The organism is Vibrio sp. 10N.247.311.47, from assembly GCF_041467535.1.
In the GTDB taxonomy this organism is placed as follows: domain Bacteria; phylum Pseudomonadota; class Gammaproteobacteria; order Enterobacterales; family Vibrionaceae; genus Vibrio; species Vibrio crassostreae_C.
This window is the reverse complement of the sequence record NZ_JBFSUR010000007.1, coordinates 93550-114724: the sequence shown is the minus strand read 5'-3', so window position 1 is coordinate 114724 and position 21175 is coordinate 93550. Positions and strand designations below refer to the sequence as shown.

Below are 21175 nucleotides of genomic sequence, written 5' to 3'. Positions count from 1 at the left end.
AGGGCTAATCGATAGCCCTTGTTTATATGACACTCTAATGGTGTTGTTCAGTATGTTTTTGCTTTAAAAGCTACATAAAGTACCTTCTGGCATTAGGTGGTTATGAACGGATAATTTGAGTAACAGGTTAGCTTGCTCAATATCTGGAGCAAAGTATCTATCTTTGTCGTAGAAGCTGACTTTTTCACGCAGAATCTGTTTCGCTTCTTCCACACGAGGAGACGATAGATTCGGAGCACGGAAGTCTAGCCCTTGTGCTGCTGCTAAATATTCTACTGCCAATATCCCACGGGTGTTTTCAGCCATGTATCTAAGCCTACGAGCGGCAAAGGTAGCCATTGATACGTGGTCTTCTTGGTTTGCAGAAGTAGGTAGGCTGTCTATTGACGCTGGATGAGCCAATGTTTTGTTCTCACTAGCGAGTGCTGCAGACGTTACTTGAGCAATCATAAAGCCTGAGTTCACGCCGCCGTTATCGACTAAGAAAGGCGGTAGTTTGCTTAGCGCGCTATCAATCAATAACGCCATTCTTCGCTCTGACAAGCTACCGATTTCAGCTATCGCTAGTGCAAGGTTATCGGCTGCCATTGCGACAGGTTCTGCGTGGAAGTTACCACCTGAAATGATGTCGCCATCGTCAGCGAAAACAAGTGGGTTGTCGGATACGGCATTTGCTTCAATGTTTAAGGTTTCTGCTGAATTACGAATCTGCTGTAAACATGCCCCCATCACTTGAGGCTGACAACGCAGTGAGTAAGGGTCTTGAACCTTTTCACAACAAGTGTGTGATTCACCAATCTCACTCTTTTGATCAAGCATATGACGGTAAGCAAGTGCTGCATCCATCTGGCCACGATGACCACGAACGCGGTGTATACGAGGGTCAAACGGACGACGACTACCTAGCGCTGCTTCTACAGACATCGCACCACACACGGTTGCAGACGCAAACAAGTCTTCAGCTGCAAACAGACCTTCTAATGCAAAGGCAGTTGATGCTTGTGTGCCGTTTAACAGAGCTAAGCCTTCTTTCGGAGCAAGTGTGATTGGCTCTAAGCCTGCGATCTGCATTGCTTCTAAGCCCGTGATGATCTTGCCGTTGTGACGTGCTTGGCCTTCACCAAGCAGTACCGTACTCATGTGGGCGAGGGGAGCGAGGTCTCCAGAAGCACCCACAGATCCTTTTTGTGGTACACACGGGTAAACCTGTGCGTTCACTAGATCGATAAGAGCATTGATGACCTTGAGTCGGATACCCGAGTAACCACGAGACAAGCTGTTAATCTTTAACACCATCATCAAGCGCACGGTTTCATCAGACATGAATTTACCAATGCCGGCCGCGTGAGAAAGCACGATACTTTTCTGTAATACTTCTAAATCTTCAGGCGCAATTTTGGTATTTGCCAATAAGCCAAAACCCGTATTGATGCCATACACAGTGCGATCTTCAGCAATCACTTGTTCTACAACGTGCATGCTCGCTTCAATATCAGGAATTGCTGCAGGGTCAAGTGATAAGTTTACAGGGCTACGGCTAATCTTACGCAGTTCAGGTAGGCCAAGAAGTCCTGGTTTAAGTAATAAATTCAACATGTTTTCTCCAGACATTAAAGGCGACGAAGTTCTTCGTTTAGCATAGGCAAATCAAGCTTCTGTTCTTTAGCACACTGCTTGGCAATATCGTAACCCGCATCAGCATGACGCATAACGCCTGTTGCTGGGTCGTTGTGAAGTACACGAGCAATACGCTGTGATGCATCTTCACTGCCGTCACAACAAATCACCATTCCTGAGTGTTGCGAGAAGCCCATACCAACGCCACCACCATGGTGCAGAGAAACCCATGTCGCGCCGCCTGCAGTATTTAGCAGAGCGTTCAATAGAGGCCAATCTGATACGGCATCTGACCCGTCCATCATGCCTTCTGTTTCGCGGTTCGGGCTTGCCACTGAACCTGAATCTAGGTGGTCACGACCGATAACAACCGGCGCTTTCAGTTCGCCATTTTTAACCATTTCATTGAATGCTTGGCCTAAACGTTCGCGATCTTTCAAGCCAACCCAACAAATACGAGCCGGTAAGCCTTGGAACTGAATGCGTTCACGCGCCATATCTAGCCAGTTGTGTAGATGCGGGTTATCTGGAATCAGTTCTTTTACTTTTTGATCTGTTTTGTAGATGTCTTCAGGATCGCCAGAAAGGGCAGCCCAACGGAAAGGTCCGACGCCCTCGCAAAATAAAGGTCGTATATAGGCTGGAACGAAGCCTGGAAAATCAAACGCGTTTTCCACACCTTCTTCCAGTGCCATTTGGCGAATGTTGTTGCCGTAATCGACGGTCGCAGCGCCACGGTACTGAAGATCTAGCATAGCTTGTACTTGAATGGCCATGGACTGCTTAGCGGCTTTCACTACTTTAGCTTCATCAATGGTTCGTTCTTGTGCTGCTTTCTCCATCGTCCAACCTTGAGGCAAGTAGCCGTTCAGCGGATCGTGGGCAGAGGTTTGGTCAGTCACTACGTCAGGCGTGATATTGCGTTCAACAAGCTCTGGGAATACGTCTGCTGCGTTACCAAGCAAGCCAACAGAGATTGGCGTGTCTGATTCTTTAATCATTGCCATCGCTTCATCGATGCTGGTGGCTTTTTTGTCTACATAGCCAGTACGCAAGCGGTAGTCGATTCGTGATTCATCACATTCAACCGCGATCATTGAAAAGCCAGCCATTGTAGCTGCGAGAGGTTGAGCACCGCCCATACCGCCAAGACCACCCGTTAGAACCCACTTGCCGTTTGCTTCTCCTTGAAAGTGCTTCTTCGCGATAGCGACAAACGTTTCATAAGTGCCTTGAACGATGCCTTGTGAGCCAATGTAAATCCAGCTACCTGCGGTCATCTGGCCGTACATCATCAAGCCTTCTTTATCGAGCTCGTTGAAGTGTTCCCAGTTCGCCCAGTGTGGAACAAGGTTCGAGTTAGCGATCAGTACGCGAGGTGCGTTTTTATGTGTCGGGAACACGCCCACAGGTTTACCTGATTGAACAAGCAACGTTTGGTCGTCTTCTAAACGCTCTAATACTTCAACAATCTTGTCATAACATTTCCAATCACGCGCAGCGCGACCAATACCGCCATACACAACCAGTGCATGTGGATGTTCTGCCACATCAGGGTCTAGGTTGTTCATCAGCATACGCAGTGGTGCTTCTGTTAACCAAGATTTAGCGCGCAAAGTGGTGCCATGAGGTGCGCGAATTTCGCGAGTCGTGTCGAGACGAGGGTCACTGTTGTGGTGTTCCGTCATTTTGGAATTCCTTCTGTTTCACGTTATATCGTTGTAGTTGTAGTTGTAGTTGTAGTTGTAGTTGTAGTTATCGGTATAGCTGGATTAGTCGCTGGCCATTGCACTGGCTATATCCCAACACAAACGTGCCGCCAATCGAGCCGTTTGGCCATCGATGTCGTAGTCTGGGTTGTATTCCGCAATGTCCGCGATAATGAGTTTTTCACTGTGTTTGAAAATCTGTTCTAGAAAAGGAGCGAGTGCTTCATAGCTCACGCCTCTTGCCGCTGGTGCACTGACGCCCGGCGCTGTCGCTGCTGGAAATACGTCTAGATCGATAGTGAGATAGAGGTAATCACACTCAGCGATGAATTTTTGTAACTTAACCAGTTGAGCGACTTGGTTCACTTGGGTCATGTTGCGGTCGTGTTCATACCAAACGCCCAGTTGGTCAGCTTTATTAAACAGCGCTTTGGTATTACTAGCCGCACTCACACCAAGGCAAGCGTAATGAAACGGCCATTGATGTGTGTGGCAGTAATCACTTATCTGGTTGAAAGGCGTGCCTGAGCTCGGTTTAACATCGGCGATGTCGCTTTCAAATTCACGAAGATCAAAGTGAGCATCAAAGTTGACGATGCCAATCCTAGGTTTGTGTACGGGCTGATCTTTATCAAGGTGTTCCATTTGATGTAAATGATCAGCGAGGCCTTGGAAAGATGCCCAAGCCACTTCGTGACCACCGCCGAGGGTAATCACTTTGTTGATTGCTAAAGCATTGGCAATCACAGAAGCACACTGTTTTTGGCTGACTTCGAGTTGACCATCATTGCATTCGATATCACCAAGGTCCGCGATGTGCGCGTCACTGTGCCAAGCCATATTAGCCAACGCTTGACGAATCAGGTTAGGTGCTTGTTTCGCGCCTACGCGTCCTTTGTTTCTTGCAACTCCAGCATCGCTGGCAAAGCCTACCAAGGCGATGGCGCGGTCATTAAGCTCATCACTTAAATTACTACTTTGCATTTGCTTGGTAATGTGATGTACGCGAGTACCGAGTGCGCCATCTTCAAGATCATTACGCCCAGTCCATACAAAGTTATGTACGGTTTCTGCGTTCTTTTGAATGCTGTTGGATTTAGATTGAGTCATGACATACCTCGCCATTAACAATGCGTTTATGCAGATGAGGAACACCAACTTGATAGCTTAAGTCGGCAGGGTGAACGATATTCCAGATAGCCAAATCAGCGGCATAACCAATTTCAATTCTGCCTTTGGTTTGTGATTCGCCAATGGCAGCCGCAGCATGACAAGTTACACCGCGTAGCGCTTCTTCAGGCGTCGTACCAAACAGGGTGCAGCTCATGTTCATCATTAGTGTTAAGTCAGCAAAAGGAGAAGTGCCGGGGTTTAAGTCGGTCGCTATCGCCATTGGAATGTTGTGTTCACGAAGTAGGGCGACTGGCGGCTGTTGAGTCTCTTTCAGGAAGTAGAAAGCACCGGGTAGCAAGGTGGCAACGGTGCCTGATTCCGCCAGTGCTTTGACTCCTATTTCATCAAGGTATTCGACATGGTCAACAGAGAGTGCGCCGTATTTAGCTGCAAGCGCGCTGCCACCCATATTCGAAAGTTGTTCAGTGTGGCCTTTAATCGCTAGCCCATGCGCTTTGGCTGCTGCAAAGACACGTTCGGTTTGTTCAAGGTTGAAGCCGATAGATTCACAGAACACGTCAACCGCATCGGCTAGGCCTTGCTCTGCAGCTTTAGGAATGATCTCTTGGCAAACCAGATCGATATAGCTGTCCGGTTGTTCTTTATATTCGGGTGGCACAGCATGGGCTGCAAGGAGAGTGGTGGTGATCTTAATTCGGCGATGATTCTCTAACGCTTTGGCTGCACGTAACATCTTGAGCTCATCTTCAAGAGTTAAACCATAGCCGGATTTTACTTCGATGCTGGTTACGCCACTTCTTAGTAGGCCATCGAGCCTAGGTAGTGCCATTTCAACCAGTTCAGATTCTTGTGCTGCGCGCGTTGCGGTTACTGTCGCTAAAATACCACCGCCTTGCTTGGCGATGTCGGTGTAAGACACACCATTCAAACGCTGCTCAAATTCATTGGCACGATTACCCGCAAATACGAGGTGAGTGTGGCAATCAATCAGCCCAGGGGTGACTAACTTGTTTTTGCAATCATAGGTGATGTAATCCAAAGAACCATCAATACTTACTTGTTCTAACTCAGAAGCAAGTACGTCTTGGTTTGAACAAGAGATGGACACGATTTTACCGCTTTCGATAACGATATCTTGAGGAGAGGAGGGCTGATAACCGTCGACTCCCGAACTCATGGAGACCACTCGTGCGTTTTTGAGGATCAAATTCATAATCACCTAGATCTTTGCTAAACATTAAATGTATATACAAATAAATAGGCTAAACGCTGCCCCGAATCAAGTTGATGTTGCAAAAATGTGATCGGCGATCAGGATGATGTTCTTTAATCTAGAAGTATCTTGGAGCTTAATTTGTACTTAGAGCCAGGATGGTAGAGCAATGCAAAGCTGATGAGGCGCTCTTTGCTCCATGTTCTTCTATTCAAAAGTAGGCAAGGTTCTGATTCAGATAGCTTTAGTGACGTTCTGATTTGAGAGTCAGGAATAATGGCTTCAACCGTGTGCTCGATTGCACTCAACGGGCAGCTTTTTGAAAGGTATTCATTGGGTGTAGAGGTTGAAAAGTCTTGCTCTAGGTATTTTGGTGCGGCTTGCGAGTTCACCCAGCGCGCTTCCAATTGAATCGGTGTGTTGTCAGCAAAGTGGATGATTTCACTATAGAATACTTCGGCATTGATCATCACACCTAACCGTGTCGCGGTGCTTTCATCTGCCTTGATGCTCTTGTGCTTGATAACCTGGCTAGCATACGTTTGACCTCGGTCTTTGATCTCTTGTGCGATGTTGTTGATATCAAGCAGCGGAGATTGCGCTTTTTCGTCTGGTTCACAAACAAAAGTACCTAGCCTTGGCTTCCTGATGAGTTTGCCTTCAGACACAAGATCTCGAATGGCTTTATTGACCGTCATTCGACTCACATTGAACTGCTCTGTGAGTTCGAGTTCTGTGGTTATCTGGTAACCCACTGGCCAGTGACCACTGTTGATATTATCGTCTATGAACTGTTTTATCTGAAGGTAGAGCGGCGCTTTCGACATAATGAAACCTTATTTGACTATACAAATAGAGTAACGGAATTTTTCACGATTTCAACATTTCCTCGGGCAATGTGACCTTATTCAACATAGATGGGGCAAATTGCTTGATTCTGTGAGGCAAGTGTCGCAAATTGTCACGTAATAACTATTCGTAAATCAGATGATTAGAAAGGGAAATAATATGTTTAAGAAATTAAAGGCCTCGTTGGGCATCGGTGCAGCAAAGGTTGATACTGTCTTAGATAATATTGAAGTTTTCCAAGGTGGAGAGTTGTCTGGCAATGTTCACATTGTTGGTGGCGACGTTGAGCAACAAATCGACTTGATTAACTTGGTTCTCAACACAGAAGTAAAAGTAGAAACGGAAGACAGTACCAGCTACGAAACCTTTTCACTGGGTCGTATTCAAGCGGTAGAGCCTTTCGTTATCCAACCGGGCGAAACCAAACTGGTTCCATTCCGACTTAAGTTAAATGATGAAACGCCAGTCACCGCGTTGAACGCACAAATGAACCAATGCCATGTGTGGGTTGAAACCAACCTAGATATAGGCTTCGCGATTGACCCTAAAGACCGTGACTTTATCTCCGTACACCCACTGCCAACAGTTGCTAAAATCATCCAAGGCGTGGAAGCATCCGGTATGGCAATGGTGAAAGCTGACGTAGAGAAGGGCTTCTTAAAAGGCAACAACTTTGCTTCTCGTTCGGGTTGTTACCAAGAGATTGAATTTCGCAGCGGCGGTTTCATGAATAATAAAGAGATCGAGCTGTCATTCATCGTTGAAGGCTCAATGGTTCACTGCCTAGCAGAAATCGATCGCTCAATGAGCTTCCGTGGCGATCAATACATCTCATTCAGCTTGCCTGCGAACGCTGCCGATTCAGACATTCGTAACGCTGTATCAAGAATCATGAGTGCGTAGTTCCCTTTCTGTTAGTAGTCGCTTTTTCTATTAATAGAGACAAGACAGTACGATTTCTATAGCCGAACTTATCCGTTCGGCTTTTTTGTATTGTAGATAAAGCCAACGAATTACTGATTGAACTATGGGTTAGGCGTTAGAAGGATCTATATAGAAGAGACATTTCAGTCATATAGTTTTGTGGTGCTGCGGGACTAACATTGTCATTTCATATTATTTCGTTACAATGTTCGGCTACTCACAGATGTGGCATCTGTATTTGCTTCTATGTGGGTATATTTATTATGCATATATCCCCAATCAGCGTACTCGTTGATTGAAAGACATATATTAAACATTTTCATGTGTTGCTTGGTGTGCAACACCACTGTAAAGGACAAATAATGCCAATTATTACTCTTCCTGACGGTAGTCAGCGTCAATTTGACAACCCTGTATCAACTCTAGATGTTGCCCTATCAATCGGTCCTGGTCTTGCGAAAGCTACCATTGCTGGTCGTGTAGACGGCGAGCGTGTTGATGCTTGTGATCTTATCGAAAACGATGCAAGCCTAGAAATCATCACAGCTAAAGATGAAGTTGATGGCCTTGAGATCGTTCGTCACTCTTGTGCTCACCTTTTAGGCCACGCGGTTAAGCAGCTTTTTCCAGAAGCGAAAATGGCGATCGGTCCTACTATCGATAACGGTTTCTACTACGATATCGATCTTGAGCACTCTCTAACGCAAGACGATCTAGAAAAGATCGAAAAGCGCATGAAAGAGCTAGCGAAGACCAAATACCAGGTTGTTAAGAAGAAAGTTAGCTGGCAGGAAGCGCGCGACGCATTCGAAGCTCGCGGCGAGACTTACAAGATTGAAATCTTGGACGAGAACGTTTCTAAAGACGATCGTCCAGGCCTGTACCATCACGAAGAATACATCGATATGTGTCGTGGTCCACACGTGCCTAACATGAGCTTCTGCCAGCACTTCACTCTACTTAACGTAGCGGGTGCATACTGGCGTGGTAACAGTGACAACAAGATGCTTCAACGTATCTACGGCACTGCATTCCACGACAAGAAGGCACTTAAAGCTCACCTTGTGCGCCTAGAAGAAGCGGCTAAACGTGACCACCGTAAAATCGGTAAAGCGCTTGACCTATTCCACATGCAGCAAGAAGCACCAGGCATGGTGTTCTGGCACCACAACGGTTGGACTATCTTCCGTGAGCTAGAAGTATTTATTCGTCAAAAACTGACTGAGTACGATTACCAAGAAGTTAAAGGCCCATTAATGATGGACCGTGTTCTTTGGGAACGCTCTGGTCACTGGGATAAGTACGCTGAAGCGATGTTCACTACTTCTTCAGAGAACCGTGAATACGCTATCAAGCCAATGAACTGTCCTGGTCACGTTCAAATCTTCAACCAAGGTTTGAAATCTTACCGTGATCTACCGCTACGTATGGCTGAGTTCGGCTCATGTCACCGTAACGAGCCGTCTGGCGCACTTCACGGCATTATGCGTGTTCGTGGCTTCACTCAAGATGATGCTCACGTATTCTGTACTGAAGACCAAGTTCAACAAGAAGTTAAAGCTTGTATTGAAATGGTTTACGATACTTACACAACTTTCGGCTTCGAAAGCATCGTTGTTAAGCTATCTACTCGTCCAGAACAGCGTGTAGGTTCAGACGAAATGTGGGACCGTGCAGAGGCTGACCTTAAGCAAGCGCTAGAGGCAATGGACATTGCATACGAGATTCAAGAAGGCGAGGGTGCGTTCTACGGACCTAAGATTGAATTTACTTTGCATGATTGTTTGGACCGCGCTTGGCAATGTGGTACAGTGCAGCTCGATTTTGCATTACCAGAACGTTTAGGTGCTACTTACGTAGGTGAAGATAACGAGCGTCACACGCCAGTTATGATCCACCGCGCGATTTTAGGTTCACTAGAACGCTTCATTGGTATTCTTATTGAAGAATACGCTGGCTTCTTCCCAACGTGGTTGGCGCCAGAACAAGCAGTTGTAATGGGCATTACAGACAAACAGTCTGAATATGTACAAGAAATTACGAAAAAACTGCAAAAAAGTGGATTTAGAGTCAAAGCAGACTTGAGAAATGAGAAGATTGGCTTTAAAATCCGCGAACATACTTTGAAACGTGTACCGTTCATGCTTGTGTGTGGTGACCAAGAAATGGAAGCCGGCGAAATTGCAGTACGTACACGTAAAGGTAAGGACCTTGGCAAATTTAAAGTGGATGACTTTATTTCATACATCCAAGCCGAGGTTTCAAGCCGTAAGCTCAATCTGGAGGAATAGCTATTAAAGGCGGAAGACGTGGCCAACAACCGGCCAAACAAAACCAGCACCGTTTAAACGGTGACATTCGTGGCGTTCGTGAAGTGCGTCTAACTGGCGCAGACGGCGAAGCTGTTGGTGTAGTATCAATCGCTGAAGCGATGGAAGCTGCAAATGAAGCTGGTATGGATCTTGTAGAGATCAGCCCTAACGCCGAGCCGCCAGTTTGTCGTGTGATGGATTACGGTAAGTTCCTCTTCGAGAAGAGCAAAGCTGCGAAAGAGCAGAAGAAGAAGCAAAAGCAGGTTCAGATCAAGGAAATTAAATTCCGACCTGGAACTGATATTGGAGACTATCAGGTAAAACTACGCAACCTGACTGGTTTCCTAGAAGACGGCAACAAAGTGAAGGTAACAATTCGCTTCCGTGGCCGCGAAATGGCTCACCAAGAAATCGGTGTTGACGTTCTTAATCGCTTGAAAGCGGATACTGAAGAATTTGCAGTAGTCGAATCTTTCCCAACGAGAATTGAAGGTCGCCAGATGATCATGGTGTTGGCCCCTAAAAAGAAGTAATTAACGGCTTTGCAAGTAATTAAACCCTGCAGCCTCAGGTTGCGGGGTTTTATTCGCCCTAATTACTATGTTATTAACAACTCAACAATGCGGAGTTATTCATCATGCCTAAGATGAAAACCAACAAAGGTGCTGCTAAGCGTTTCCAGAAAACTGCTGGTGGTATTAAGTTTAAGCACGCTGGTAAACGTCACATCCTGACTAAGCGTACTACTAAGAACAAGCGTCAGCTACGTCCGAACTCGATCCTTCCTAAATGTGAAGTTGCTCAAGTTCTACGTATGATGCCATACGCTTAATTCTTTTTAGTTTATAAATTCGTTTAGTTTAGGAGAAGCATAATGCCTCGCGTAAAACGTGGTGTACAAGCTCGTGCACGTCATAAGAAAGTTCTAAAACAAGCTAAAGGTTACTACGGAGCACGTTCACGTGTTTACCGCGTAGCTTTCCAAGCAGTTACCAAAGCTGGTCAATACGCTTACCGTGACCGTCGCAACAAGAAACGTCAATTCCGTCAACTTTGGATTGCACGTATCAACGCGGCATCTCGTCAAAATGGTCTATCTTACAGCCGTTTCATCAATGGCCTAAAGAAAGCATCTATCGAGATCGACCGTAAGATTCTTGCTGACATCGCAGTATTCGACAAAGCAGCATTTGCTGTTCTAGTTGAAAAAGCGAAAGCATCTCTATAATTTAGAGTTAGCTTAAAGGTTTAAGAAAAGGAGAACTTCGGTTCTCCTTTTTTATTGCCTGTAATTTGGCTTTGCCATACTCTCTCGCATCTCGCATCTCGCATCTCGCATCTCGCATCTCGCATCTCGCATCTCGCATCCCGCACCTAATTTTTATTCGCTTGAACACGCATTCTGGTATATAAACATTTACCTAACCTTTAAATGTAAAGCGACCGAAATAAATGACCGCACCGACCACTATGACGTTCTTCGAACGTTTTGAAACTGACATCCTATCTGGCAAGAAGACGATTACTATTCGTGATGAATCTGAGCGAGACTACCAGCCAGGCAGTGTTGTGGAAGTATCGACGCTAGAGCAAGACCGTGTGTTCTGTAATCTTAAGATCATCAGCGTTGAGCCAATTTTGTTTGATGACTTAGGTGAGTTCCATGCTCAGCAAGAGAACATGACGCTGCAAGTACTGAAAGACGTGATTCAAGATATCTACCCGGGTATCTCTCAACTGTATGTGGTTTCTTACGAGCTTGTGTAGCCCGCTTTAAATAGAATTTGTTGATCAATACTGCGTCTAACGCAGAGCAATGATAAAGGGAAGCCACAATGAGTGAATTACAGAGCGAAACAGTTCAGCAAATTTTGCTTCAACTTTATTGTCGTGAGCAAAATGAGCAGCCGTTAATCTCTAGAACTGATCTCGACATTGCTCTTTATGATAGCGAAGGCTTTCTAGCGTGGCGTGACACAAGGCGTAACTTTACGGTCAGTGATATCGAGAATCGAGTTTGGGTGAAGAGCTGCCCCGGCGGTTACATCACTGAAGTGCACTTCAATGCTGACGGTTCTTTGATTGAATATCGTTTGTTCGACCGATTTGAAACAACAGGGCAGTGGCAACTAAAAGACGGTTTGTTACACGTCGAGATTCTGAAGGGTGAGAACTGCTACCAGTTTGCTGTTGTGGCTCGTGCTGACCTTAATATTCACTCTGCGGTTGAGTATAAGAGCGGAGAGCTGCATTCGTACTTGAAGCTTGTTCAAGTTGAAAGCTAAACGCTGGTTCGTTTAATTAGCATATAAAAAAGCCAACAGTGATGTTGGCTTTGTTGTCTTCAATCTGACTGAATACTTCTATTAAGCTTCGAAGTTCGCCAATCGAGTATAAAGCTCGCTGTCTTGATCTTGCTTTGCACAAATCGTCAGTAGGTCTTCAATAAAGTACTTCAATGCACGTGCTTCAATTCGGCGAATACCTTGTTGATGTTCTTCAGTTAGGTAGCCGTAGATAGTCGCAGCGCCAAAGTCACCAAAGATCATCTGACCTTGTTCGTTCACTAAAGTGTTGTGAGCGTATAGATCACCATGAGAGACTTTATTGGCATGAAGGTGTTCAAACACATCAATCATCTGCTCTGTAATGCTATTGATTTGAGCAATTGAAAGTTCGAAACCTTCTGGGAAAGTATCACGCGTGCAAGTCTCGAGTGTTGGTGGTAGCCCTAGGTTGTAGTAGCTGTTTGGAATGAGTTCCATCACCAAAGCTAGGTAATCTTGTTCCTCTACTTGGGCGATAGATTTTATCAAGTTGTTATGGTGTCCAGCCTGCAAGCACGCTTCCAGTTCATCATGTGGGTAGCCGTCACTGGTGACTTCGCCTTTAAACACTTTAACCGCCACTTCCTGTGGAAAATCGAAGTCGCTGTTTAGCCAGCTTGCATGCGAGATCACGCCAGATGCGCCTTGGCCAAGTACTTGATTCAGTGAATAGCTTTGAGAGCTAACCGCAGGCACGCTATCTAAGCTGCTCGGGTGTTTACAAAACGGGTTACCCGCAAACGCTAACCAAGCCAGTTTTGGTAGCTTGATTAGGAACTCAGGGAATTCAGTCAGCTGGTTTGCAGACAGACGAACTAGCTCAAGGTTTGATAGGTTTTCCATGCTTTCTGGTAGAACACGAATCTTGTTACCCGCCAATGCGAGCTTTTGTAGTCGTGGTCTTTCACCTAGTGAGCTAGGCAGAGCCTCAATCTCATTGTCGGTCAGGATTAACCAACGTAGTTGAGTAGGCAGAGATTGCTCGCTAACGGTTTTGATTTGGTTGGTCTTGAAACCGATCATTTCAAGCTTAGGAAGTGACCCAAGAACATCAGGCAGGTGCGTAAACAGGTTATTCGACGCGAAGATAATACGCAGGTTGGTCAGCTGTGATAACTCTTCTGGTAAATCTGACAGCTGATTACCTGAAAGGTCCAGAATCTCTAGCGAATCGGCGAGTTCTAAGATCTCTAAAGGAAATTCAGTGAGACCTTCTGACAGTTGTAAGCGCGTAATACCGTTTAGTTGTCCTGATTTTAATTGTTCTAGAGTATGCAAACCTTAGCCTTATGAATAGATGTTCGAGGCGCGTAGTTTACTTGTCTCAATTAAGAAAGGCGAGCACCGGAACGATGCTCGCTTAACTAATCTAAGTGAACGAATCTACGAAGGTTAAAGTCGTATATGGTTTTGGCTGACGCCGACCTCCTCAACAAAATCAGCATCATGACTCACTAAGATAAATGCGCCTTGGTACTCACGCAAAGCGGGCGCCAATATTTGTTGTGAGTCTATGTCTAGATGGTTGTCCGGTTCATCGAGCAATAGAAGCGGGGTGTCTTGCTTATGGCTAACGATCAACATCGCCAGTTTCATTTTCTCGCCACCACTGAGGTGAGCGACTTTTCGATATACCGAGTTTCGCCTGAATCCAATTCCCGCTAGCAGGGTTCGCGCGTCGCTCTCTGTTAATCCAAAACTATGCGTTATTAAACTATCGAACATCGTATCGTTGGTGTCTAACAGGCCAAAGTGTTGATCCAAATAGACGGTCGCCCCCAAGCGCTTAATCGAGCCTTTATAATTGGCGTGTTGACCGTGAATCGCTTTTAACAGTGTCGATTTTCCACACCCATTAGCACCGGTTAGATAACACCGTTCCCCTTGTGATAAAGAAAAACTGATGGGCGCACCAGAGCCGTAAACAAGGCGGCAGTTCTCAACGGTTAACAAAGAGCTCTTTTTACTGCTATTACTTTGCTGTAGATACAAAGCTTGTGGTTTCAGCCGTTCCTTCAGTTCTTTAAGCGACTGAAGTTTATGTTGGTTTTGGTCAATGAGGTTCCTTTGGCTTGTCGCAGACGAGGCTTGGCTTTGACCTGCTTTATCTTTCATAGCGTCCAATAATATCTTAGGTTGGCTACCCGATTTTCGAAGTCGGTTACCTTGAGATTCACGTTGTTGAGCTTTTTCCTTGTTAGTCTGAGCTTGACGCTCGAGTCGTTTCTTTTCGGACTGATGATGCGCAATCTGTTTATCTAGTGCATCGGCCTGATTCGACATTTGTTTGAAGTAGTCATCGTAGTTTCCTTTATAGAAACGTAACCCCAAACTGTTGAGATGGTAGATACCTTCCATTTGTCTCAATAAGCTTCGATCATGGCTGACGACAAGTACCTTACCTTCAAACAACTGGCATTGTTCTAGTAGCCAATTGCGTCCGTCGTTATCCAAATGGTTCGAAGGCTCATCGAGGATCAGTATGTCGTTATTTGATACGAATAGCTGATGAAGCTGTAACAGGGCGAGTTGCCCACCACTCAAAGAGCAACAAAGTGTGTTCAAATCACGAGTGATCTTTAATGTACCTAGCAACTGCTGGGTACGTGCCTCTAAATCCCAATCATCGCCAACGATATTGAAGTGCTGCAGTTCACAGCTACCTTGTTCTATGGCGCTTAACGCTTCTAACTTTTCGGTGAGTCCTAAGAAGTCAGCGATGGTGATGTTGGTATCCAGTAGCGTTGATGGTAACTGAGAGTAAAAGCCGATTGAACCTTGGCGCGAAACACTGCCCGTTGTGGGCTGTTTTTGTCCAACGAGCAACGAAAGTAACAATGACTTTCCAGCCCCATTTCTTCCGACTAGGCCTGTGAGGCGAGTGCTCAAATTAAAGGTGGTGTTTTTGAATAACCACTCACCAGTATCGAGTTGGAATGAGAGATTATTGGCTAATATAGTCGGCATAGAAATACCTCCCTTTACGTGTAAACGAGTAAAAGGGGTGAGGCGCTTTTCTGTGCAAGCTCCTGCTGGATGCTAACAACAGATCGCCAAAGGCGTTACTTAGATAGATGACCAATGAAAGAGAGAAAGCGGTATTGAGATGGTTCCTGTCTTTGAGGTACTGATCTTAAAGATGTTTGTTTGTCAAAAAACGGATCTTTAAGAGCTTGATTTGTCGCGAAAATAGATGATGAAGTAACGCCCACTAACCCCGAGTGTCCAAATGATTTTTATAAAAATAAATCGGATGTCAGGATGTTAGTACTTCATTATGGCGTTATTCTCTTTTGAAATGATGGTGGGATGGTACTGAAAGAAAGTACTCTGAGTCAATATGTTGAGGTGATTAAATTGTGTTCAAATAATTAAAGCGCCTTTGTGGCGCTTTAGTGATCATTATTGGAAATCAGTTGAGTCTAGAACTTATATCTTTGGGTTTAGAGCTTAGAGCTTAGAGCTTAGAGCTTAGAGCCTTGGGCTTAAAGCTAAAGCTACTTGGTTTGCCCACCAACGGCGCGCCAACACATATCAAAGCTATCGTTGATGTACTTCGATGTTTGCTCTGGTGGAGACTCGCTTTGTTCAATCAGCCAGTTTGCACAAATCAGAAAGTGGCTATGAATGAAGTGTCTAACAAGGTTAATGTCCAACACCATCAATTCACCATCTTGTTGCCCTTTCAAAATGATCTCGTCTAGCGATGCGAACATCTGTGAAACAATCACTTCTCGAGTTTGAGTCGTTGGGTCGAAATGAACATTGGTGAAGAACTTCATCGCAACCGGATTCTCTAATGCCCACTCAATTCCTGTGATCCACATGAACTTAAAGGTTTGGTAGCGATCTTCTACAGCCACATCAGTGTGCGGTTGAAGGGTCGAGAATAGCTCTAGCTTCAGCTCGCGAAACAGTTCATCAATCAATAGAGATTTATTCTCGAAGTGGTGGAACAACGTCGCTTTTGCCACGCCGGCTGTTTTCGCTATTTGTCCGGTAGATGTGCCCTCTAGCCCTTGTTGAGAGAAGAGCAGGAGTGCAGCATCTAGGATTTTTTGTCTTTTGGTGATCATCTATTGAGTACTTTGAACATCAGTTTCTTGATTGGGTTGTTGTAAGGAGGATGCATTAACTTGGTGAAGTTGATTTTTCCTCTACTTAGAACGGTTTTGGCATGGCTAAGGGTCTTGAAGCCCTCAATGCCGTGATAGTGTCCCATGCCTGAAGGGCCGATGCCACCGAATGGTGCGTCTTCTGCAGCCACATGCACCAAAGAATCATTAATACACACGCCGCCAGAGTGCGTGTCTGATAAAAGCTTGTCTTGGGTTTCTTTATTATGGCTCATTAGGTACAGAGCCAGTGGGCGTTCTCTCTCTGTGATGTAATTGATTGCTTCTTCGATGGAATCATAAGGCACGATAGGCAAAACAGGACCAAACAGCTCTTCTTGCATCGCGAGCATCTCATCGTTCACTTCGGTGAGAAGGTGCGGCGTCATTCTGTGGTTTACATCGTCTTGTGCTTGTTCGGTTACCGTGTGAATAACCGCGCCTTTGGCTTGTGCGTCTTCAATGACACCTTTCAAGCGATTGTATTGGCGCATGTTGATCACTGAGGTTAAGTCTTTGCTCTCAATACCGGCTTTATAAAGCTTCTTGAAATAACGCTTATAGGCTGTGATGAACTCGTCTGATTTTTCTCGCGGCAATAAGATGTAATCAGGCGCTACACATATCTGGCCAGCGTTTAGACTCTTGGCAAACAAGATACGTTCAACAGCGTCAGCTACATCAAAGTCAGGGGCAATGATGGTTGGAGATTTGCCGCCTAATTCCAAGGTAACTGGTGTTAAGTTGTTAGCCGCTGCTCTCATAACGTGTTTACCCACAGCGGTTGAGCCTGTGAAAAGGATATGGTCAAACGGCAGTTGGCTAAATTTAGCGGAAACGTCAGCTTCGCCTTCGATAATCGCAACCTGATCTTCACTAAAGCCTTCGGCCAACATCGCTTTTAAAACTCGGTTGGTCGCTGGAGTAAACTCCGACATCTTGAGCATCGCCGTGTTGCCCGCTGCTAACGCTGTGATCAGAGGGCCTAAAGAGAGCATGACTGGGAAGTTCCAAGGCACGATGATACCAACCACACCTACTGGCTGATAATGCACAGTAATCTTGGCTGGTGTTAGCATCAAGCCGGCTTTTCGACGTGAAGGCTTCAACCACTTCTTCAGGTTTTTATCACTGTAATTGATCTGGTGTAGGGAAGGGGTGATGTCAGCAATTAAGCTGTCGTGCTCTGCTCGATGGCCATAATCTTCTGATACCGCCTCAATCAACAGCTCTTGATAGCGCATTAACAACGCTTTTAGTACTGAGAGGTTTTTTCTTCTCTGCTCAAGCGTTGGATTAACATTACTGCGGTAGTGATCTTTTTGTCGGTCGAACATTTGATCCATGTCGTTGATGCTCGACGTGTTTGGTTCAAGGTCTAGATTATGGCTCATAGTATCCCCTAAATTCGAAAGCTGACCGATTGGTCGGTCAGTTGAATTTACAAGAAGATCGAATCGAATACAAGATATGCACGAGAAAAGTTCAATAATTGAGCGGTTACAACATTGAAGTGAGCGAGTTTTAGTTGGAAGAACGAAGTGTTTATAGGTATCGAATCACGGGATACAAGTTGTGTTTGTGATAGCGAGAGTTCAGATTGGGAAGTGCTTATATTTGTCACAACTCTGACTAACCTCACTCAATTTACTAAAAATCTTTTGGTTTCTGCACATTTTTTCTCCCTAATTTAATGTGAGAAATTGCTTTATATTTAATGCGCTTCAGCCTGTTTTTTACCCTAAAACCTTGTAATTCCTTACCTGTCATTTTAAGTCGATCTGTCGATAAAAAAACGTAATCGTCACCACAAATATCAATGGTTGGACTCGCTCTTAATAATATCGGTTAATGCAGCCAACAAATCGTTTTTGAACGCTTTTTGTTGGGTTATACCTCGCTATTCCAAAGAGGTATCTTCTGTCGATGGCCCTATAGTGTGAGGTCTCTAGAATTGGAAAATTCGGTTAATTTGGAACGCATCCGTGCTGAGTATAATGTAAAGCACTGGAGCCAAGGTTTTTATGGAATTGATGATAACGGTGAGGTGTATGTTTCACCGAGCGAGACGGATCATCAAGTCCCACTAAGTAAGATCGTAAAACAGTTAGAGCAAAGAAATATTGGTTTACCTGCTCTTGTGCGTTTTCCTCAAATAGTGCATCAACGTGTGCACAATATCTGTAACGCATTTAACCAAGCGATCGACGAATATCAGTACGACAATCGTTACCTACTTGTTTATCCGATTAAAGTTAACCAACAAAAAGAAGTGGTTGATGAGATCTTAGCGAGCCAAGCTCAATTAGAGCAAAAGCAGCTAGGACTAGAGGCGGGCAGCAAACCTGAACTATTAGCGGTACTGGCGTTGGCTCAAAAAGCGAGCTCTGTGATCGTGTGTAACGGTTACAAAGACAGAGAATACATCCGCCTTGCACTGATTGGCGAAAAGCTAGGCCACAAAGTCTTTATCGTTCTAGAGAAGTTGTCTGAGCTTGATCTTGTTCTTTCTGAAGCGAAAGCACTTGGCGTAAAACCTCGTTTGGGTTTACGTATTCGTCTTGCTTCTCAAGGTGCAGGTAAATGGCAAGCAAGTGGTGGTGAGAAGTCGAAATTCGGTTTGTCTGCATCACAAGTGCTTACTGTTATCGAACGCTTGAAAGCCGAAGACCAGCTGGATGTACTTGAACTCGTGCACTTCCACCTAGGTTCACAAATGGCAAACATTCGTGACGTGCGAAATGGCGTGAGTGAAGCGGCTCGTTTCTACTGTGAACTGCGTGATATTGGCGCTCAACTGAAGTTCTTAGATGTTGGTGGTGGCTTGGCAGTCGATTACGACGGCACGCGTAGCCAATCTTCAAACTCAATGAATTACGGCTTGCTTGAGTACGCTCGTAACATCGTGATGACAGTAGGGGATATTTGTAAACTCTACAATCAGCCACAACCTGTGATTATTTCGGAGTCTGGTCGCTCACTGACTGCGCACCATGCTGTGTTGATCACCAACGTGATTGGTACTGAAAGCTACTCACCGGAAGATATGGCTGCGCCAGAAGCAGACGCACCACTGTTGCTAAACAACATGTGGAAGAACTTCTTAGAGCTCGATGCTGGTAATGATGACCGTGCGTTGATTGAGATCTATAACGACACTCAGAGCGATATTGCAGAAGCGCACAACCAATTTGCGACCGGTATGCTGAATCTTCAGCATCGTGCTTGGGCAGAGCAAATGTCTTTGCGTATTAACTACGAGCTTAGCACTCGCATGAGCACAAAGAACCGTTACCACCGTCCAATTTTGGATGAGTTGAGCGAGCGTTTAGCGGACAAGTTCTTCGTGAACTTTTCACTATTCCAGTCATTGCCAGATGCTTGGGGTATTGATCAGGTGTTCCCTGTATTGCCACTGAGCGGTTTAGATAATGCGGATGAGCGTCGTGCTGTGGTGTTGGACATCACTTGTGACTCTGACGGTACGATTGACCAGTATGTTGATGGTCAAGGCATTGAAACAACATTGCCAGTGCCAGCGTGGAACCCAGATGAACCATACCTAATGGGCTTCTTCCTAGTAGGCGCGTACCAAGAGATCTTGGGCGATATGCATAACCTATTTGGTGATACGCACAGTGTTGTGGTGAATGTTGATGAAAGCGGAGAAGCGAACATTGACTACATCAACGAAGGCGACACAGTAGAAGACATGATGCGTTACGTTCATATCGATATGGACCTAATTCGTCAGAAGTACAAAGAATTGGTCACCGCGAAAGTACCAGCGCAAGAGCAGCAAAGCGTACTTGAAGAGTTAGAGCAAGGCTTGATGGGTTACACCTATCTTGAGGATTTTTAATGAACGATCTATTTACGAAACCAGATTACTCGTTGTACTCCAATGCGATGACGTTTATGCGTCGTCCATTGGTGCAAAACCCAATCGACAACGATGCTGATGTGGTTGTGTTGGGCGCGCCGTTAGATATGGCGACGTCTGGTCGTCCGGGTGCTCGTATGGGACCTGATGCGATTCGTCGTGCGTCAGTAAACTTGGCGTGGGAAGGTAAAAAATTCCCTTGGGACTTCAATGTATTTGAACACACCTCGGTCATTGATGCTGGCGACCTTGTGTTTGATTGCGGTGATGCAGAAGACCTAACTCAACGTTTAGAAGCAGCTGCTGATGCGATTCTAAACAGTGGTAAAACTCTGTTAGGTTTAGGTGGCGATCACTTCATTACACTGCCTTTGTTAAGAGCATATGGCAAGAAGTACGGTGAGATGGCTCTGATTCACTTCGACGCGCACACTGACACTTACAGTCAGGGTAGTCGTTACGATCACGGTACTATGTTCTACCATGCGCCAAATGAAGGTTTAATTTCGCCTGAACATTCAGTGCAAATTGGTATTCGTACAGAGTACAAGCAGGAAGGGCACGGCTTTAACGTTATTAACGCGATGCAAGCGAACGACATGAGCGTGGACGATATCATTGCTCAAGTGAAAGGTATTGTTGGTAATAAGCCAGTGTACTTAACGTTTGATATCGATTGTCTGGATCCTGCTTTTGCTCCGGGTACCGGCACACCAGTATGTGGTGGTTTGAACTCAGATAAAGTGCTCAAAATCATCCGTGGCTTACAGGGTATCAACATGGTTGGTATGGACGTTGTAGAAGTGTCTCCTGCCTATGACCAAAGCGAAATTACGGCATTGGCTGGTGCGACGATTGCTCTCGAGCTGCTTTACGTCTGGACTGCAAATCGCCTTGCTAAATAGTTGTGTGTCATTGCTAACAGCATAACGCTATATACTGATTTTAAAGCCCACTAAGGTTCAACTTAGTGGGCTTTTTTGTTTTGCCGAGCAACAAAAATTCTATTCTCGCATCTCAGTAAGTAGTCTTTTCTTGGCTGTGAACTAATAGGCTAAAAGGCTCGTATTCTACGGTCTATCTCATGATTTG

18 protein-coding genes are annotated in these 21175 nt (G+C 45.3%); 9 read left to right on the top strand and 9 right to left on the bottom strand.

Annotated elements, in window-relative coordinates; all coding sequences use genetic code 11:
- Window positions 1–63: 63 nt before the first annotated feature.
- The 5 genes from hutH to hutC all read right to left on the bottom strand — a co-directional run bounded on the left by hutH (window position 64) and on the right by hutC (window position 6500).
- A complete protein-coding gene (gene hutH, locus AB6E51_RS07030) occupies window positions 64–1596 on the bottom strand; it encodes a histidine ammonia-lyase (protein ID WP_017085756.1) in 1533 nt (510 codons plus the stop codon).
- Window positions 1597–1610: 14 nt separating this feature from the next.
- Window positions 1611–3305, bottom strand: a complete 1695-nt coding sequence (gene hutU / locus AB6E51_RS07025) for a urocanate hydratase (protein ID WP_017078666.1) — start codon at window positions 3303–3305, stop codon at window positions 1611–1613.
- An 84-nt stretch (window positions 3306–3389) separates the two neighbouring features.
- On the bottom strand, window positions 3390–4436 hold the full coding sequence (gene hutG / locus AB6E51_RS07020) for a formimidoylglutamase (RefSeq protein WP_372058027.1): 1047 nt from the start codon (window positions 4434–4436) through the stop codon (window positions 3390–3392).
- Window positions 4423–5673, bottom strand: a complete 1251-nt coding sequence (hutI, locus tag AB6E51_RS07015; protein ID WP_182796593.1) for an imidazolonepropionase — start codon at window positions 5671–5673, stop codon at window positions 4423–4425. Before hutI ends, hutG begins: the two co-directional genes overlap by 14 nt.
- A gap of 113 nt (window positions 5674–5786) precedes the next feature.
- Window positions 5787–6500 carry a histidine utilization repressor gene (gene hutC, locus AB6E51_RS07010; protein WP_017063600.1) on the bottom strand — a complete coding sequence of 238 codons (714 nt, stop codon included), beginning with the start codon at window positions 6498–6500 and terminating at the stop codon, window positions 5787–5789.
- A 181-nt stretch (window positions 6501–6681) separates the two neighbouring features.
- Here hutC and AB6E51_RS07005 point away from each other — a divergent pair, with 181 nt between their 5' ends.
- The 7 genes from AB6E51_RS07005 to AB6E51_RS06975 all read left to right on the top strand — a co-directional run bounded on the left by AB6E51_RS07005 (window position 6682) and on the right by AB6E51_RS06975 (window position 12043).
- A complete protein-coding gene (locus AB6E51_RS07005; RefSeq protein WP_136978508.1) occupies window positions 6682–7425 on the top strand; it encodes a sporulation protein in 744 nt (247 codons plus the stop codon).
- Between the two features lie 383 nt (window positions 7426–7808).
- Window positions 7809–9737, top strand: a complete 1929-nt coding sequence (thrS, locus tag AB6E51_RS07000) for a threonine--tRNA ligase (RefSeq protein ID WP_017059786.1) — start codon at window positions 7809–7811, stop codon at window positions 9735–9737.
- Between the two features lie 2 nt (window positions 9738–9739).
- Window positions 9740–10291, top strand: a complete 552-nt coding sequence (gene infC / locus AB6E51_RS06995; protein WP_076654893.1) for a translation initiation factor IF-3 — start codon at window positions 9740–9742, stop codon at window positions 10289–10291.
- A gap of 104 nt (window positions 10292–10395) precedes the next feature.
- The gene (gene rpmI / locus AB6E51_RS06990) at window positions 10396–10590 is read left to right on the top strand and encodes a 50S ribosomal protein L35 (RefSeq protein ID WP_004738430.1); all 195 of its coding nucleotides are present in this window, start codon (window positions 10396–10398) and stop codon (window positions 10588–10590) included.
- A gap of 42 nt (window positions 10591–10632) precedes the next feature.
- The gene (gene rplT / locus AB6E51_RS06985; protein ID WP_004733517.1) at window positions 10633–10986 is read left to right on the top strand and encodes a 50S ribosomal protein L20; all 354 of its coding nucleotides are present in this window, start codon (window positions 10633–10635) and stop codon (window positions 10984–10986) included.
- 224 nt (window positions 10987–11210) lie between these two features.
- Window positions 11211–11525 carry a N(4)-acetylcytidine aminohydrolase gene (yqfB, locus tag AB6E51_RS06980; RefSeq protein ID WP_017063603.1) on the top strand — a complete coding sequence of 105 codons (315 nt, stop codon included), beginning with the start codon at window positions 11211–11213 and terminating at the stop codon, window positions 11523–11525.
- A 68-nt stretch (window positions 11526–11593) separates the two neighbouring features.
- The gene (locus AB6E51_RS06975; RefSeq protein ID WP_017063604.1) at window positions 11594–12043 is read left to right on the top strand and encodes a hypothetical protein; all 450 of its coding nucleotides are present in this window, start codon (window positions 11594–11596) and stop codon (window positions 12041–12043) included.
- A gap of 81 nt (window positions 12044–12124) precedes the next feature.
- On the opposite strand, the gene AB6E51_RS06970 is transcribed toward AB6E51_RS06975, so the two are convergent.
- From AB6E51_RS06970 to AB6E51_RS06955, 4 genes are all read right to left on the bottom strand, one after another.
- On the bottom strand, window positions 12125–13363 hold the full coding sequence (locus tag AB6E51_RS06970) for a leucine-rich repeat-containing protein kinase family protein (RefSeq protein ID WP_372058028.1): 1239 nt from the start codon (window positions 13361–13363) through the stop codon (window positions 12125–12127).
- Window positions 13364–13477: 114 nt separating this feature from the next.
- Complete coding sequence (locus tag AB6E51_RS06965; protein ID WP_372058029.1) at window positions 13478–15052, bottom strand: ATP-binding cassette domain-containing protein; 1575 nt, start codon at window positions 15050–15052, stop codon at window positions 13478–13480.
- Window positions 15053–15582: 530 nt separating this feature from the next.
- Window positions 15583–16161: a TetR/AcrR family transcriptional regulator gene (locus AB6E51_RS06960; protein WP_017066051.1), complete on the bottom strand. Its 579-nt coding sequence runs from the start codon at window positions 16159–16161 to the stop codon at window positions 15583–15585.
- Complete coding sequence (locus AB6E51_RS06955) at window positions 16158–17594, bottom strand: coniferyl aldehyde dehydrogenase (RefSeq protein ID WP_372058030.1); 1437 nt, start codon at window positions 17592–17594, stop codon at window positions 16158–16160. Before AB6E51_RS06955 ends, AB6E51_RS06960 begins: the two co-directional genes overlap by 4 nt.
- Before the next feature lie 560 nt (window positions 17595–18154).
- Between AB6E51_RS06955 and speA the strand changes: the two genes are divergently transcribed.
- Window positions 18155–20062: an arginine decarboxylase gene (gene speA, locus AB6E51_RS06950; protein WP_065585203.1), complete on the top strand. Its 1908-nt coding sequence runs from the start codon at window positions 18155–18157 to the stop codon at window positions 20060–20062.
- On the top strand, window positions 20062–20988 hold the full coding sequence (speB, locus tag AB6E51_RS06945) for an agmatinase (protein ID WP_136973983.1): 927 nt from the start codon (window positions 20062–20064) through the stop codon (window positions 20986–20988). The genes speA and speB overlap by 1 nt, the downstream gene beginning before the upstream one ends.
- The last annotated feature ends 187 nt before the right edge of the window (window positions 20989–21175 follow it).